The 15,661-nt window shown below is 48.6% G+C and carries 14 protein-coding genes; 9 read left to right on the top strand and 5 right to left on the bottom strand.

The window, feature by feature from the left end; translation table 11 throughout:
• The first annotated feature begins 181 nt into the window (after positions 1-181).
• Positions 182-2,113, top strand: a complete 1,932-nt coding sequence (locus QU605_RS12800) for a DUF3604 domain-containing protein (protein ID WP_289725721.1) — start codon at positions 182-184, stop codon at positions 2,111-2,113.
• Between the two features lie 166 nt (positions 2,114-2,279).
• Here QU605_RS12800 and QU605_RS12795 read toward each other — a convergent pair whose 3' ends face one another.
• From QU605_RS12795 to QU605_RS12780, 4 genes are all read right to left on the bottom strand, one after another.
• Positions 2,280-2,942: a hypothetical protein gene (locus QU605_RS12795; protein ID WP_289725720.1), complete on the bottom strand. Its 663-nt coding sequence runs from the start codon at positions 2,940-2,942 to the stop codon at positions 2,280-2,282.
• A 42-nt stretch (positions 2,943-2,984) separates the two neighbouring features.
• Positions 2,985-3,689, bottom strand: coding sequence for a response regulator transcription factor (locus QU605_RS12790; protein WP_289725719.1), 705 nt, complete (start codon positions 3,687-3,689; stop codon positions 2,985-2,987).
• Entirely contained in the window at positions 3,679-4,956 is a 1,278-nt protein-coding gene (locus tag QU605_RS12785; protein WP_289725718.1) for a sensor histidine kinase, read from the bottom strand. Before QU605_RS12785 ends, QU605_RS12790 begins: the two co-directional genes overlap by 11 nt.
• Before the next feature lie 279 nt (positions 4,957-5,235).
• Positions 5,236-7,866 (bottom strand): valine--tRNA ligase, encoded by a 2,631-nt coding sequence (locus tag QU605_RS12780; protein WP_289725717.1) that lies wholly within the window; start codon positions 7,864-7,866, stop codon positions 5,236-5,238.
• 190 nt (positions 7,867-8,056) lie between these two features.
• On the opposite strand from QU605_RS12780, the gene QU605_RS12775 reads away from it, so the two are divergent.
• Positions 8,057-8,443 (top strand): DUF1573 domain-containing protein, encoded by a 387-nt coding sequence (locus tag QU605_RS12775; protein ID WP_289725716.1) that lies wholly within the window; start codon positions 8,057-8,059, stop codon positions 8,441-8,443.
• A 50-nt stretch (positions 8,444-8,493) separates the two neighbouring features.
• On the opposite strand, the gene QU605_RS12770 is transcribed toward QU605_RS12775, so the two are convergent.
• The gene (locus tag QU605_RS12770) at positions 8,494-9,840 is read right to left on the bottom strand and encodes an aspartyl protease family protein (RefSeq protein ID WP_289725715.1); all 1,347 of its coding nucleotides are present in this window, start codon (positions 9,838-9,840) and stop codon (positions 8,494-8,496) included.
• Between the two features lie 165 nt (positions 9,841-10,005).
• Between QU605_RS12770 and QU605_RS12765 the strand changes: the two genes are divergently transcribed.
• The 7 genes from QU605_RS12765 (at position 10,006) to lipA (ending at position 15,630) form a co-directional block, all read left to right on the top strand.
• Positions 10,006-11,196 (top strand): pyridoxal phosphate-dependent aminotransferase, encoded by a 1,191-nt coding sequence (locus QU605_RS12765; protein ID WP_289725714.1) that lies wholly within the window; start codon positions 10,006-10,008, stop codon positions 11,194-11,196.
• Positions 11,196-12,209: a UDP-N-acetylmuramate dehydrogenase gene (murB, locus tag QU605_RS12760; RefSeq protein WP_289725713.1), complete on the top strand. Its 1,014-nt coding sequence runs from the start codon at positions 11,196-11,198 to the stop codon at positions 12,207-12,209. The genes QU605_RS12765 and murB overlap by 1 nt, the downstream gene beginning before the upstream one ends.
• Before the next feature lie 237 nt (positions 12,210-12,446).
• Entirely contained in the window at positions 12,447-13,013 is a 567-nt protein-coding gene (locus tag QU605_RS12755) for an RNA polymerase sigma factor (protein WP_289725712.1), read from the top strand.
• Positions 13,010-13,768, top strand: coding sequence for an anti-sigma factor (locus QU605_RS12750; protein WP_289725711.1), 759 nt, complete (start codon positions 13,010-13,012; stop codon positions 13,766-13,768). Before QU605_RS12755 ends, QU605_RS12750 begins: the two co-directional genes overlap by 4 nt.
• Positions 13,769-13,842: 74 nt before the next feature.
• Complete coding sequence (locus QU605_RS12745; protein WP_289725710.1) at positions 13,843-14,043, top strand: membrane or secreted protein; 201 nt, start codon at positions 13,843-13,845, stop codon at positions 14,041-14,043.
• Between the two features lie 50 nt (positions 14,044-14,093).
• The gene (locus QU605_RS12740; protein WP_289725709.1) at positions 14,094-14,669 is read left to right on the top strand and encodes an RNA polymerase sigma factor; all 576 of its coding nucleotides are present in this window, start codon (positions 14,094-14,096) and stop codon (positions 14,667-14,669) included.
• An 85-nt stretch (positions 14,670-14,754) separates the two neighbouring features.
• Entirely contained in the window at positions 14,755-15,630 is an 876-nt protein-coding gene (lipA, locus tag QU605_RS12735; protein ID WP_289725708.1) for a lipoyl synthase, read from the top strand.
• Positions 15,631-15,661: the final 31 nt, after the last annotated feature.

Genomic DNA, 15,661 nt, shown 5'->3' with positions numbered 1-15,661 from the left:
ACGGATGGAACTACATTTTTTTTCCGTACGGCGGACAAATTTTACCTAGCCGACATAAGAGAAGCCTCATTAATAGTCGGTAATAAACTAATTAAACAAGCTTTAAATTGGAGAATAAAACCTCCTAAACTCCAAAAAATCGGCCCTTATTTCGTACCTTAAGGGGTCAGAATTAAGACTCATGAAAACAACCTTTTTCCTAGCTATTACAATGGTACTATCCGGAGGGCTTTTCGCCCAGCATTCTCCCGGACTACCCACTCCGGACAAGGACGACCTTCCACAAAAGAAAATCGATAATTATTCCCCATACGCCGGCCGGAATTTCCCGACTGGCGTGTACTTTGGGGATACCCACCTGCATACGGGGATGTCCATGGACGCCGGGGCTTTCGGCGCCCGGCTGAAACCGGATGATGCCTTCCGATTTGCCGCAGGAGCGGAGCTCGTTTCCTCGACAGGACTTCCCGTAAAACTTTCCAGACCCCTGGATTTCCTGGTCGTTGCCGACCATTCAGATAATATGGGATTCTTCCCCAGGCTTTATGCCGGGGACGCCGAAATGCTGAAAGACCCCACCGGTAAACGATGGTACGAAATGGTTCGGAAAGGTGGACAGGAAGGCGTACAGGTTGCCGTAGAGGTAATTGAGGGCTTCTCTCAGGGAACCTTTCCTCCAGCACTGGAGTCCCGGCCCGGAGACCCTGCTTATCAATCCGCCTGGGAAGAGACCATTGAAGCGGCAGAAGCCAACAACAGGCCGGGTATCTTCACAGCCTTTATCGGATTTGAATGGACGTCCAATACCGCTGGAAATAACCTGCACAGAGTAGTTGTATATCGCGATGGGGGTCAGAAGGCCAATATGGCCCTACCCTATACAACTTTAAGGCCACAGGGAAGTGATAACCCGGTCGATTTGTGGAATTGGATGGAACAATACGAAAACAAATCGGGGGGAAATGTACTGGCAATTGCCCATAATGGTAACCTGAGCAACGGGATCATGTTCCCGATTGTGGATTCTTTTACCGGAAAACCCCTGGATAAGACCTATGCGGACAACAGGGCAAAATGGGAGCCACTCTACGAAGCGACGCAAATAAAGGGAGATGGGGAGGCCCACGCATTTCTCTCCCCAAACGATGAATTCGCGGATTACGAGACCTGGGATCAGGGGAATTTGGATCTTTCCGTTAAAAAAACGGACGACATGCTTCAGTACGAATACGCCCGGACTGCTTTACAGACAGGATTACAACTGGAAAAGAAATTGGGGACAAATCCATACAAGTTTGGGATGATTGGCTCCACAGACAGCCATACCGGTCTGGCCACTACACAAGAAGACAATTTCTTCGGCAAGCACTCAGGTACAGAGCCCAATGCACTTCGTTTTGAGCACCCGATGGCAAAAACCGATAATGGGAATTATGAAAGCTGGGATATGGTTGCCTCCGGCCTTGCTGCGGTATGGGCAGAGGAGAATACCCGAGAGGCGCTTTTTGATGCGATGATGCGCAAGGAAACCTACGCCACAACCGGCCCGCGTATGACCGTAAGGTTCTTTGGCGGCTGGAATTTTGTTGCAAGCGATGCCAACAACAGACTCCCGGCAGATGTCGGTTATGTTAAAGGAGTTCCCATGGGCGCCGACCTGCCTGCTGCCCCCAACGCCAAATCAGCACCTACATTCCTGGTCGCTGCGCGTAAAGACCCCCTATCCGGAAACCTCGATCGCATACAGATCGTCAAAGGCTGGGTGGACTCGGCAGGCGAGAGAAATGAAAAGGTCTACGATGTCGTTTGGGGCGATGCAGAAAAACGCAAGCCAGGGCGCGATGGAAAGCTCCCGGATGTGGGCAATACGGTTAACGTACAAGAAGCCACATGGACCAATACCATTGGGGACCCGGAACTCATAGGCGTCTGGAAAGATCCCGATTTCGATCCTGGAATGCCTGCTGTGTATTACGCCAGGGTGATGGAGATCCCAACCCCAAGATGGACCGCATTTGACGCTAAAAATTATGGTGTAACCATGCCAAAAGCAGCTAAAATGACAACCCGTGAAAGGGCGTATACCTCCCCCATATGGTATTCCCCGAACTGATATATTGAGCCTGATCCCGCCGGGGGCCTGCCTACTTTACGAAGGCCCCGGGTTAGGACGTAAGGATAAAAAAAGCTACCCAACTCCTATTGGGTAGCTTTTTTTATTTATTTTCCCTTCTTTAGGCAAACACCTTCAGCCGGGACACCAGGGGATACTTAAAAGCCTACTCGCAGTCCAGCGACCAGGTATCCTCTTCATCTTTCGACCATGATGGAGGAATAGCTTCAAATTGTTCCGGACTTACCAATATGCAGGTCAGGGGGTTCCCTTGAATGGCAAACTCATTGAATGTAGGTAGGGGCAAGGTAGAGACATCCATAGCTTCAATACTGTTATTGGCCAAATCCAGCAATTGGAGGGTGGAGTACTCCGTAACCGTAAGCCCGGTCAGGTTGTTTCCTGAAGCTCCGACCTTTTCAATATTCTGGTTGGCACCCAGGTTCAGGCTTGTGAGTTCATTGTTCTCCGCCCAAACAAAAAGGAGCTCTGAATTTGACGCTACATCCAGGCTTACCAGTTCGTTGCTCCTGACATTGAGATCTATCAACGCCGCGAAATCCTCAATCCCGCTCAGGTCTGAGATTCCTTCTGCTTCCACGTCAAGGCGGGTTATGCCCACAATTCGGGAGGTAAGGACGGATCCATCGACTTCGTCATCCAGGTCCAGGGCCACCAGGGCAGCCTCAAAATTACTATCGGGAATTTCGGTGCGGACCTCGATGGGTGGTAGTACAACCGGAGGATCTGTATCCGAATCGGAATCTGAATTACATGCGGTTCCCAGGAGTCCCAGGAGTATCAGACCGCTAAAGCAAATGTTTTTCATCTTATTTTTTAGGTGCAAAAATACGAAAACTAAAGACACATCTTATTTTGGCTGCACAGGCATCCTCAGAATAAACCCCTGCCCATGGACATTCTCGATACGCAATTCCGGATCCTTTTCAAGAAGTTTTCTAAGCCGCGTAATAAACACATTAAGACTTTTACGGTTGAAGTAGTCATTCCGACCCCACAGGCGTTTTAGGATGTCCGAATGGGAGCACAGCCGGTTCTGGTGCCTGACCAGATATGAAAGCAATTCATTCTCGCGGGTGGTAAGTGAAAGCTCCTCTTTATCAAGGTATAAGCACTGATTTTGAGGGTCATAGACATACCGGCCGAGACTTGTACGGGAAACCTCATCCGGCTCCTGACTGCCCAGACGGGACAGCAGGGTTTCTATCCGAACCACCAGTTCCTCTTCATCAATGGGTTTTTTAAGGTAGTCCACAGCCCCTACTGAAAACCCTTTCAATACATCGATCTTCATGGATTTTGCCGTGAGGAACAAAAAAGGGATCTCCGGATAGCGCTGGTGAATTTCGGCCCCTAACGTAAAGCCATCCATTTCAGGCATCATCACATCGAGGATCAGAAGGTCGAATCCCCGTTGTTCCAGCAAGGGAATGACTTCAGAGGCCTTTTGAACCCAAATGAGTTCCATACCCTTCATTTTCAGGTATTCTGAAAGGAGGTAGCCCAGAGAGGCATCATCTTCCACCAAAAGAAGCGTATACATCTTATGATTCATTGGATTCTAAAGGTACAACAAACCGTAAAACGGTTCCTTTTGCAGTATCGCTTAACGCTGAAACTTTCCCATGGTGCATTTCGGCAACCGTGCGGACATAACTCAGGCCCAATCCATATCCGCGTACCTTTTGTCGATCACCAACAGGGAGGCGGTAGTATTTCTTGAAAATTTCATTCAAAGCCTCTGCAGGGATGGGAGTTCCACCGTTGCGCACCTGTATCTCAAGGTACTTCTTTTGTTTTGTGGCAGAAAGGCTGATCGGCGCATCTCCGCCGTATTTCCGGGCGTTATCCAGAAGATTATTAATGGCGTTCTCAAGGTGGAAAACCGAAGCATTCATCTGGTAAGGTCCCGGATCCAGATCATAGGTAAATACCCGTTCTTCCAGCTGGCACAGGGCCCTGAAATCGGCACACAAGCGTTCCAGAGAAGGCCTGAAATCCATGCGCTTCTTTTCAATTACGGTCCGTCCGTGTTCTAACGAACCCAATTCGAGCACCTTGTCGATATGTGTGCTCAATTTTTTGGTCTCATCCAGGATGCGTCCCGTAAATTCTTTTTCATCTGCCCCGAGTTTTGAGTCGAGGATTTTGGTCGCCAAACTGATCGAGAAAACAGGCGTGCGCAATTCATGCGTAAGATTATTGATGAATTCATTGGTCGTGGTAATTACTTTGCGCTGCCAGTAGTACGTGCGCAAAACCCATAATACCACTCCGAGAATCCCCAATAGGAACAGGAGGCTTGGCAGGGTGAGGCCATTGAGTTGTGAAAGAAAATACCGGTCGAGGTTCTGGAATTCAAGCTGAAGGACCATACGCTTTTCAAGTCGGTCTGCCAGGTACCCTCTCAGCTCAATAGGGTACAAATAGTCCTTCTCCTCCTGCCTTTGTTTGCGCGCCGATCGCAGGTAATAACTACTATCCCTGGCCTTAAGGGCAAAACTGAACTCCCTGTCGATCTCGTGGTCCACCAGCCGCTCCCGCAGATAGTCCTCCAGGAAATACCTGGAAGCGTCCTCGAGTTCGGCAGGTTCGGTTCTAAAAAAACTCGTGTCTCGTTCCATGGCATTGGCCAATAGGAAAGTAAGTTGGTTCCGTCCGTAGAAGTCTTTCTGTATGTCTGCCCCTACCAGAGCTATTTTCTGACTGAATTGTACACGTGCCAGGTTCAGGCCAATCTTGAGATAGCGATACTGCACGATGGCGAGTCCGATAATGGAAATAACAAAGAGGGCTATGAAGAAAACTCGCTTGCGGGCCATAGTGCAAAAAAGGAATGATTCTCACCAAAACCAGGGAATTAACCCCTTCTTAAACAGATTAATCTTTTATTAACCTTATTTGATTTCAGCTAATCCCCCCGTCCGGTTCTTTGAGGTATTTTAGCAGTGATAAAGGTACAGCTTTATCTATGGTCGAAACGTTTAGTTAATTCTTTTAAAAGCCAGTCTCAGGACTGGCTTTTTTAATTCCAGAGCTCTTTTGCCTGCGCTTCACCAAAGGACCATACCCCATTTTTCCGAATCGAAGGGGGCAACCAGCTATTTCAGGTTCGCCAGGCTTTTTTCCAGGGTTTCTATCCTGGCCTGGGCGTCGGCGGCTTTCTTCTGTTCCAGGGCAACCACTTTTTCCGGGGCGTTTTCCACGAAGCGCTTGTTGGAGAGTTTTTTCTGTACAGATGTCAGGAAGCCCCGTGTATAGCTGAGTTCCTCCTCAATTTTCTCGATTTCCGATCCCAGGTCGACTACACCTTCCAAAGGCAGGTAGTACTCGTTGCTTTTAACCCGAAACGAAAGCGCCCCTTCCGGAGCCTGATCCGTATAATGGATTTCTGTGGTGTTGGTCAGTTTGCGAATTAACACATCCCATTCAGGGTCTGTTTTTTCTTCATTCAAAACGTAGAGGCTCACACCTTCGCGAAAAGGGATTTGCTTCTCCTTTCGAATCGTCCGAACCCCTGAGATGACCTCCCGTGCAAAATCAAACGCATCCAGCAGCTCCTGGGAGAACGAAGCCTGCTCAGGCCACGGAGCTACGATCAGGGCCTCCTCCGGTTTTCGCTCGGCCATAAGTTGCCAGATTTCCTCGCTGAGGAAGGGCATAAAAGGATGCAACAACTTCAGATTGTCCTCAAAAATCGCAATAACCTCTTCATAGGTAGTGCGGTCTATTGGAGCCCCATAGGCGGGTTTTACACTCTCCAGCAACCAGGAACAAAAATCGTCCCAGATAAGCCTGTAGGTGGCCATCAGCGCATCTGATATCCGATATTTCGCGTAATGGCCCTCAATTTCATCCAGGGTTTTCATAAAACGAGCCCTGTACCATTTAATTCCCAGACGCGCCTCTTCGGGTTGAGGAAGGGCAGCAACTTCCCAGCCCTGGACCAGGCGAAACGCATTCCAAACCTTATTGGAGAAGTTCTTACCCTGTTGACAGAGACTCTCTTCAAAAAGCAGGTCATTCCCAGCCGGCGCGCTGAGAAGAAGGCCAACCCGGACCCCATCTGCCCCGTACTGGGCGATAAGTTCCAAAGCGTCAGGGGAATTCCCAAGGGATTTAGACATTTTACGCCTTTGTTTATCACGAACCAATCCGGTAAGATAAACCGTTTTAAAGGGTTTCTCCCCACGGAAATGGTAGCCGGCCATAATCATTCGCGCTACCCAGAAAAACAAAATATCCGGGGCCGTAACCAGGTCACTTGTCGGATAGTAATAGGAGACTTCTTCATTCTCCGGATCCAGAATGCCCCCAAAGACACTGATGGGCCATAACCAGGAGGAAAACCAGGTATCCAGTACGTCTTCGTCCTGCCGAAGGTCTGCTGGTTGCAGTTCGGGGTTGCCACTTTCCGCCCTGGATAATTCAATGGCCTCTTCAACGGTGGCGGCCACCACGAACTGGTTCTTTCCGGGTCCGTAATAATAGGCCGGGATACGCTGGCCCCACCAAAGCTGCCTTGAAATATTCCAATCCCGGATGTTTTCCATCCAGTGCCTGTAGGTATTATCAAATTTTGAAGGTACCAGGCTGACATCCCCACTTTCCAGGACAGCGTCCATGGCGGGTTGCGCCAGGTCTTTCATTTTCAGAAACCACTGATCGGACAGCCTGGGTTCAATAACGGCCCCGGTGCGCTCAGAGGTCCCGATTTTATTTGTATATGCTTCTGTCTTAACGAGATACCCCTCGGCTTCCAGTTCTTTTACCATGGCTTTCCGGGCCTGAAACCGATCCATACCCTTGTAGTGGAGTCCATATTCATTCAGGGTCGCATCAGAATTGAAAATATCGATGATTTCCAGGCCGTGCTGCTGTCCGATTTTGTAATCGTTTTCATCGTGGGCAGGGGTAATCTTCAGGCATCCCGTTCCAAAATCCATAGTGACATACGAATCCTGTATCACAGGCACGACACGATCACATATAGGGACGCGAACCTTTTTACCCTTCAGGTGTCCATACCTTTCGTCTTCCGGGTTTACACATACGGCTGTGTCACCGAGCAGGGTTTCGGGACGGGTTGTTGCAATAACTACTTTCTCGTCTGAACCTTCTACCGGATAGGCGATATGATACAGAAAACCCTGTTTTTCCTCGTAGAGGACCTCTTCATCGGAGAGGGTGGTTTTCGCCTGGGGATCCCAGTTGACCATCCGATACCCCCTGTAGATCAATCCCTGCCGGAACAAATCGACAAATACAGAAATAACCGAGGCCTCCATGTCCGGGTCCATCGTAAACTTGGTGCGTTTCCAGTCACAGGAACACCCCAGTTTTTTGAGCTGTTCCAGGATGACACCTCCGTATTCCCGGGTCCACTCCCAGGCGTGATTAAGGAACTCCTCCCTTGTAAGGGAGGCTTTGGAAACGCCCTCCGCTGCCAACTTGGCCACAACCTTGGCTTCCGTAGCTATGGAGGCATGGTCCGTTCCGGGCACCCAACACGCATTGCGGCCCTGCATGCGCGCACGGCGGATCAGGACATCCTGAAGCGTATTGTTTAGCATATGCCCCATATGCAACACCCCGGTCACATTGGGCGGGGGAATTACAATGGTATAGGGCTCGCGGTGATCCGGTTCTGAGTAAAAATACCCATGCTGCATCCAGTGTGAATACCATTTTTGCTCAACGCTTTGTGGATCGTATTTTGAAGGGATATCCATGTTGTGGTATGGTTTTTGAAATAAGGGGTTTGTCCCAGAGGGTGCAAAGATGTTAAAAACCGTTCAGAACCCCAATTTGAAGGGATAAGTTTATACGAAACAAAAATAAGTAACGTTACTACATAACAAAAGAATTTTGGATGTTGGAACCGCTTTGGTTACATTTGAAGTTCACCCAAAATCAATGACTATGAAGAATCTGGCAGTACTACTTTTTATCAGCCTTATGACCCTGGGGGTAAATGCCCAGGAGAAAGTTGCTAAAATCGAATTCACAACGGATACAGTGGATTATGGTGAAATTGAAAAAGGAAGCGACGGAGTTCGGGTATTCGAATTTAAGAATACCGGAAATGCGCCTTTGATTATCAGCAAGGTAAGCTCCAGTTGTGGTTGTACAATCCCAAAGAAACCAGAAGGACCGATCATGCCCGGAGAGACTGGCGAGATACAGGTAAAATACGATACAAACCGGCCCGGACCCATTCGGAAGGCGATAACGGTTTTGTCCAATGCGGATACACCGACAACGATCCTGAAGATCAAGGGAACCGTTAAACCTATGAGCGGAAAATAATTTTCCAACCCAATAGCAAACAAAATCCTCGCCGAAACGCGGGGATTTTTTTATTCAAACAAATCCCGAAGGACGAAAGAGAATAACAAATCCTGATTGTAGCGTTCAATAAGCAGCCTGATATTCTTGCCCTTTTTGTAATTGATCATCTCCAGTACCTCCTGTAACTTATAGCGATGGACTGGCTTGCCGTTAACGGCGAGAATTACATCTCCTTCCCTCAACCCGACTTCCTCCGCCGGACTGCCCGCCCGGATTGCGGAAACCACAATTTCAGGAACCAGGCTCAACCGCGTCTGGGAGCCAACCATAATCTGAACACTGCTGTACGTACTTTCATCCTTTTGGACAAAGCCATTGGAATGCGCGATGCGTTCCGCTATGTACCGAATTCCGGCATGTTCAAGTTCAATCCCTGCCAAATTAAATTGAAAGGGTTTATCGAAAAGCGCATTTTTAGAAAGGGTAATCTGCTGGCCCGGGTAATTGACAATCATATTAAAGCGCTTGAGCAACTCACCGCCCGCGCTGCCATTTCGGTCCCCCAGGTTGGTAGCCAGTTTAAAGGACTCCATATCCGGAAATGCGGTTTTGGCATCATTTAGGATAAAATCCCCTAACCGTACCTGGCGTATCTTGGTTCTCTTGCCGTAGATTGTTCCACTCAGGCCCTTGCCGAGATAATCCTCATAGTGCTTTTCCGGAATTGACAACCCTTTTTCCGCATCGGGAAAAAGCCAAAGGGCATCACTGCTTCCGGTATCCATGAGCAGTTTGACCGGGATTTCACCCTGACTATCCACCACGACAGAGCCGTGAAGAAAGGCCTTGTTTTTAGTAACGGTCAGCGGCAGGGTGACCTCATCCTTACGGTTTTTTGACTGGTAGGTCTGCGGATCGTGGAACCTGATAAACTGCCTGTTGTAGTTGATTTCCACTACGAAATCCCTGAAAAGGTCATAACCTATGATGCCATGGACAGGAATCCCGAGGCTGGAGGAAAAATTCATCTCCTTGTTTAAAACCACGTAGAGTTCCTGATTCAGGTTCTTGAGCGAATTGATTCTGAAGGTATTCCCCAGGGAGCGCAGGGCATCCACCGGTTCTCCATTCCCCAAACCGCGAATGGTAATCTTGGACACATCCCGTAATTCAATGGAATCCTGATCCGAAATATTGAAAAGAATGGGTTTGCTTACGCCAGAATCCAGAATGAAATTCAGGGAGGCCCCATTGACTTCCATGGGGATCACCATTAAATTGTTGATCAGTTGAAAGTGAATGCGGTTTGTACGTTCCTCATCTTCCGGAAGTTCGTAATACTGGGCAGCAGCAGTCCCGGCCACAAACAAAAATGCTGTGAAAACCCAAAGCCTGTATTGCCGCAAAAACCTCATAATTAGCCTACTATACTCTTAAAGTAGCAAAAAAAACGATACGACCGCCGTTTTTAACATTCCATTGGATCAAGTGTGTCCTTTACCGTTCCACTGAACCACTGATATTTTGTGTTGCTTACTCCAATGGGATTTCTCATTTTTGTGGAATAACCACTATCTCTTATGCCCGCTTTATCCAAAAAAGGCCTTTCCATGCCCGCCTCGCCCATTCGCAAGCTGGTTCCCTACGCCGAAGCCGCCAAAAAAAGAGGCGTTGAAGTCATCCACCTTAATATCGGCCAGCCCGATATCAAAACACCGACTCACGCACTTGACGCCGTGCGTAAGGCGCCAATTGAGGTGTTGGAATACAGCCGAAGTGAAGGAAATGAGAGTTATCGTATAAAACTCGCTCAATATTATAGCAAACACGGTATTGAGGTCACCCCTGAAGAAATCCTGATAACCACAGGGGGTTCTGAGGCCCTGTCCTTTGTGATGGGCTGCATTGCGGACCCCGGGGACGAGATCATCATTCCCGAACCTTTTTATGCCAATTACAACGGATTTTCGGTTGCTAATGGGGTTAAGGTGATTCCTTTGGCCTCTGATATCTCCGATAACTTTGCCCTGCCCCCGATAGAGTCCTTTGAAGATTACATCACTCCGCGTACCCGGGCAATCCTCTTGTGCAACCCCGGGAATCCTACAGGGTACCTCTACAGCCAGGAAGAGGTTCAGAAATTGTCCGAGCTGGTTCGCAAGCATGACCTGTTTCTCATTGCGGATGAAGTGTACCGCGAATTCGCATATGACGGAAAGGAACACTATTCGATTCTGCAGGAACCCGGAATGGAAGCCCATGCCGTGGTGGTGGATTCCGTTTCCAAACGTTACAGTATGTGCGGGGCCCGAATCGGGTGTATTGTAAGTCGCAATAAAGATCTGATGGCCGTCTGCCTGAAATTTGCCCAGGCACGCCTCTCTCCCCCTACCCTGGCACAGATAGCCAGTGAAGCTGCCCTGGACACTCCGCAATCCTATTTCGATGATGTCATTCGGGAGTATACCGCAAGACGTGACCTTCTGCTCGAAGCCCTTTCGAAAATAAAGGGTATTCGCATCGCCAGGCCTCAGGGGGCGTTTTATTGCATGGTTGAACTCCCTGTGGCCGATGCGGACCATTTCGCCCAATGGCTGCTCGAAGAATTCCAATGGGAAGGAGCAACGGTTATGGTCGCCCCGGCAGCCGGATTTTACGCTACTCCGGGATTGGGAACCCGGGAGGTACGGATTGCCTATGTCCTGGAACGTGAACAATTGCGGAAAGCCGTTCAGATTCTCGGAAAAGCACTTGAAATCTACCCGGGCTGATGGAGGTTCTAAAAGATGTCTCACTAAAGCCATACAATACTTTTGGCATTGATCTGCCTGCAGAAGCCTTCGTTGAAATCGACTCCTTAGATACCCTTCTAAAGGCACTGAGTTTTGAGGATCACCCGGATTTCTTTATCCTCAGTGGGGGCAGCAACCTTTTGCTGACCGCCCCCCTCCGGGCTTTGGTGCTTTATATAAATATTCAGGGCAAGGAGATCCTTTCCCAGGATGGACAAACAGCAATTATTCGGGCCATGGCCGGCGAAAACTGGCATGAACTTGTACTCTGGAGCCTGGGCAAAGGGCTAGGTGGCCTTGAAAATCTCGCCCTTATCCCTGGCAAATGTGGGACAGCTCCAATTCAGAATATCGGAGCTTATGGTGTGGAATTGAAGGATGTGTTTCACGCCTGTGAGGCGGTTGAAATGGCAACAGGGATCCTTCACCGGTTTACAGCTGAAGACTGCAGTTTTGGGTACAGGGATTCCTTTTTCAAACAGGAGGGTAAAGGCAAATACATTATTACCTCGGTAGAGCTGAAGCTTACCCAGACCAATCACCGACTCTCCACCTCTTACGGAGCCATTCAGGAAGAACTCCATCGCATGGGAATTTCCGAACCTGCTCCCGGGGATGTGGCCAAAGCCGTCATTGCCATCCGCCAAAGTAAACTCCCCGATCCGAAGGTGCTTGGAAATAGCGGCTCTTTTTTTAAGAATCCCGTGATTCCCACCGCTCAGTACGCAATTTTGAAAGAACGTTTCCCGGAGTTGCCGGGGTACCCGCAAGAAGGAGCAAGGGTAAAAGTCCCGGCCGGATGGTTGATTGAAAAGTGCGGATTTAAAGGGTATCGAAAAGGAGACGCCGGGGTGCACCAGAAACAGGCACTTGTACTGGTGAATTATGGAAATGCTAGTGGCCAGGAGGTCCTGAAGCTGGCACGCCAGATACAACAAACCGTCCAGGAGACCTACGGGATTGCCATCGTTCCGGAAGTTAATATCGTTTAGGCCACAAGGCCAATTCCTGCGATCTTCCTGTATTACAGGGGGGAACTGCCTCCGGAATCGACCTCAGGCCTTGGAAAGGCCCGAGAGGTGCGGATGAGGGACAGCAATTTCACTTCTATGCACGAAAGAACAGCCACCGTGGTAACAATCTAATCTTTATCTTAGCGTTTATCTAAATACGATTTGAAGGAGAACTTTTTAAACGAATTCCTTCATGTTTAGCGACCTCCCCAACTGATGAGCACCCTGCTGGAAAAACATATTGTTGATTTGCTTAAGGAGAGCAATGACAAAGCCATTTCCCTGCTCTATGAACACTATGGGGATACGCTTTACGGAGTTGCATTCAAGGTTGTGCGCAATGCGGATCTCGCTCAGGATGTGGTACAGGAGAGCTTCATCAAGATCTGGAATAAGTCCCATACTTATGATCCGGCAAAAGCCAAACTCTTTACCTGGCTGTTTCGCATAACCCGCAATACGGCCATCGATAAAATCCGCAGTCTGGGGAATAAGTCTGACAAAGAAATCCAAATGGATGTTTCCGACGTATATAATCTAGGTGTGGAGGGCATTCGGCCAGAGCTGATTGACATGCGCAAGCAGCTCGATAAGATTGAACCAAAATACCAAATTGTGCTGGAGGCGCTCTTTTTTGAAGGGATGACACAGCAGGAGGCGAGTGAAGAGCTCGATATTCCCCTGGGAACTATAAAGTCCAGGTTGAAAATCGGCCTTCGGGAGCTCAAAAAAATATACGGAGCGGCCTCTGTAGTATTAATTTGTTTATCGCATTGGTTATGAAAGATAAAGTACGTGATTTTCTGGAGTCCGATTTGCTGGAAAAATACCTGCTGGAACACACTACTGTGGAAGAATCCAATCAGGTAGAGCGCTATATCGCAATGTATCCGGAAGTCCGGGATACTTACCGCGAACTTGAGGATAATCTCGAGACTTTCGCCCGTTTGTACGCCCTGAAGACCCCGGATGGCTTAAAGGAGCGGATTCAGCAACAAATTCGCAATCAACATACAGGTCGCAGACGCTTTATGCGATTTGCCGTCGCCGCCAGTATCGCTACGCTGTTTTTTGCAGCCTCCTCCTTTTTCTTCTGGAACCAAAACCAGAACCTGCAACAGGAAAACGCCATGGTAACCGATCAGATTCGGGTATTGGAAGCAGATATGAAAGAACAATTGGAGGATGTCCGGAACCAGTTTATCGTGCTTAATAATCCCGGGACGCGCAAATATGTGGTCAATGGAAACAAGAAAGCTCGCGAACTCAAGGCAATTGCCTATGTGAACCCCATAAAAAAACTGTCGTACATCAATGTCCGAAATTTACCTCAGCTTCCGGAAGATCAGTGTTATCAAATGTGGGCGGAGGTGAATGGTTCCATGGTAAACCTGGGTATTCTTAAAGACATAGAAGACAAGGACAAATTGATGGCCCTACCCTATGGGGAAAAGGCCCTGGGGTATATCACCATAGAACCCAAGGGTGGAAATGTCGCGCCTTCCGTTCAGAATATCGTCGCCAACATTAAGTATTGATATCGACGTTAAACCGTTACCAAAGCCCCTTTCGAAAAGGGGCTTTTTTTGTATCTTTGACCAAAATATAGCAGATGAAACTCGTTTTACTCACCATTGGATTGTTAGGCCTCGCATTTGCGGGAATCACCATTAAAATCTGGTCCAGGAAAAACGGTAAATTTGCGGGAACCTGTGCCAGCCAGAACCCCTTTCTCAATCAGGATGGAGAAGCCTGCGGGATGTGCGGGAAATTGCCATCTGAGCAGGATTGCAAGCAGGAAATCCAATCCTGATACAGCGGGATAACCCCAAAAACATCCTTTATCTATATAATCAACGGCTATTGCCCCCGCAAGAAGACATCATATTAGAGACTATATCAAAAGCCAGGGAAGGGGACCAAAAGGCATTTAGTCAACTCATGGACCGCTTCTGGCCTGAGGTTTACGGATTTCAACTCAGACGCACCCAAAACGAAAACGACGCCGAGGATATATCGATACAGACCTTTGCGCGTGCATTTGATAAGCTCGACTCCTACGATCCTAAATTCGGTTTTAATACCTGGTTGATTACCATCTCCAAAAACCTGCATGTGGACTTATTGAGGAAGCGGAAACGCAATGTCCTCGAGCAAAGAGAGAATCATTCAGGAGACGCGATGAAAAAGGTATTGGATGAGAGTCCCAGTGCTGAAGATCAGCTTATCATCGATCAAAACCTGAAAACACTTCTGGAGAATATCAAAAAACTCAAGCCTGCCTATCGCCGTGTGATCGAATTAAGGTATTTCCGGGAAATGAGTTACGCTGAAATTGCCGAAGACCTGAACGAACCCCTGGGCAATGTAAAAATCAAACTCCTCAGGGCAAAAAAACTGCTGGCTACCGCTATTTCCCAAAGGCAGCGAAACGGATAAACCCGATTCGAAACGCACCCACCACTCCCCTTCCATATCGCGTTTTAACCCTAATTTTGTTTGTATATTTGCTAAAAATCGAGCTATGAGTACTACCACTGCAGATCCGGTCAGCCCGACAAAAGGAAAACCGAAATGGCTGCGGGTAAAATTGCCCACGGGTAAGAAATACACCCAACTTCGAAGCCTGGTGGATACCTACAACCTGCACACGATCTGCACCTCGGGGAGCTGCCCGAATATGGGGGAATGCTGGGGCGAAGGCACAGCAACCTTTATGATTCTGGGGAATGTTTGTACCCGTTCCTGCGGCTTTTGCGGAGTGAAAACAGGACGGCCGGAGGAAGTGGACTGGGCTGAACCGGAAAAAGTAGCCCGTTCCATAAAAATAATGGGGATCAAGCACGCGGTGGTCACCTCAGTAGACCGCGATGACCTGAAAGATATGGGATCCATTCTGTGGGCCGAGACCGTCAAGGCGATCAGGAGAATGAATCCGGAAACCACGCTTGAAACGCTCATCCCGGATTTTCAGGGCATCGAAAGGCATCTTGATCGTATCCTCGAAGTAGGACCTGAGGTTATCTCACACAATATGGAAACCGTGCGCCGCCTCACGCGGGAAGTACGCATACAGGCAAAATACGACCGGAGCCTGGGTGTTTTACGTTACCTCAAGGATAACGGAGCCCGCAGGACAAAATCCGGTATTATGCTGGGTCTGGGCGAAGAGGAAGCGGAGGTGCTTCAATCCCTGAAAGATTTAAGAGAGGTCGGCGTTGATGTTGTTACCATTGGACAGTATCTGCAACCTTCTAAGAAACACCTTCCTGTGAAACGCTTTGTCACACCTGAGGAATTTGATAAATATCGGGAAATCGGATTGGAAATGGGTTTCCGTCATGTTGAAAGTGGCGCCCTGGTGCGCTCTTCTTACAAGGCGCATAAGCACATCGATTGATCTTGTGATCCGCTGTGGGTGGACTCAAAAA

Source organism: Robiginitalea aurantiaca, from assembly GCF_030380815.1.
Taxonomy (GTDB): domain Bacteria; phylum Bacteroidota; class Bacteroidia; order Flavobacteriales; family Flavobacteriaceae; genus Robiginitalea; species Robiginitalea aurantiaca.
Note: the sequence above shows the minus strand (reverse complement) of the source record. Positions and strands in the feature narration are given on the sequence as shown.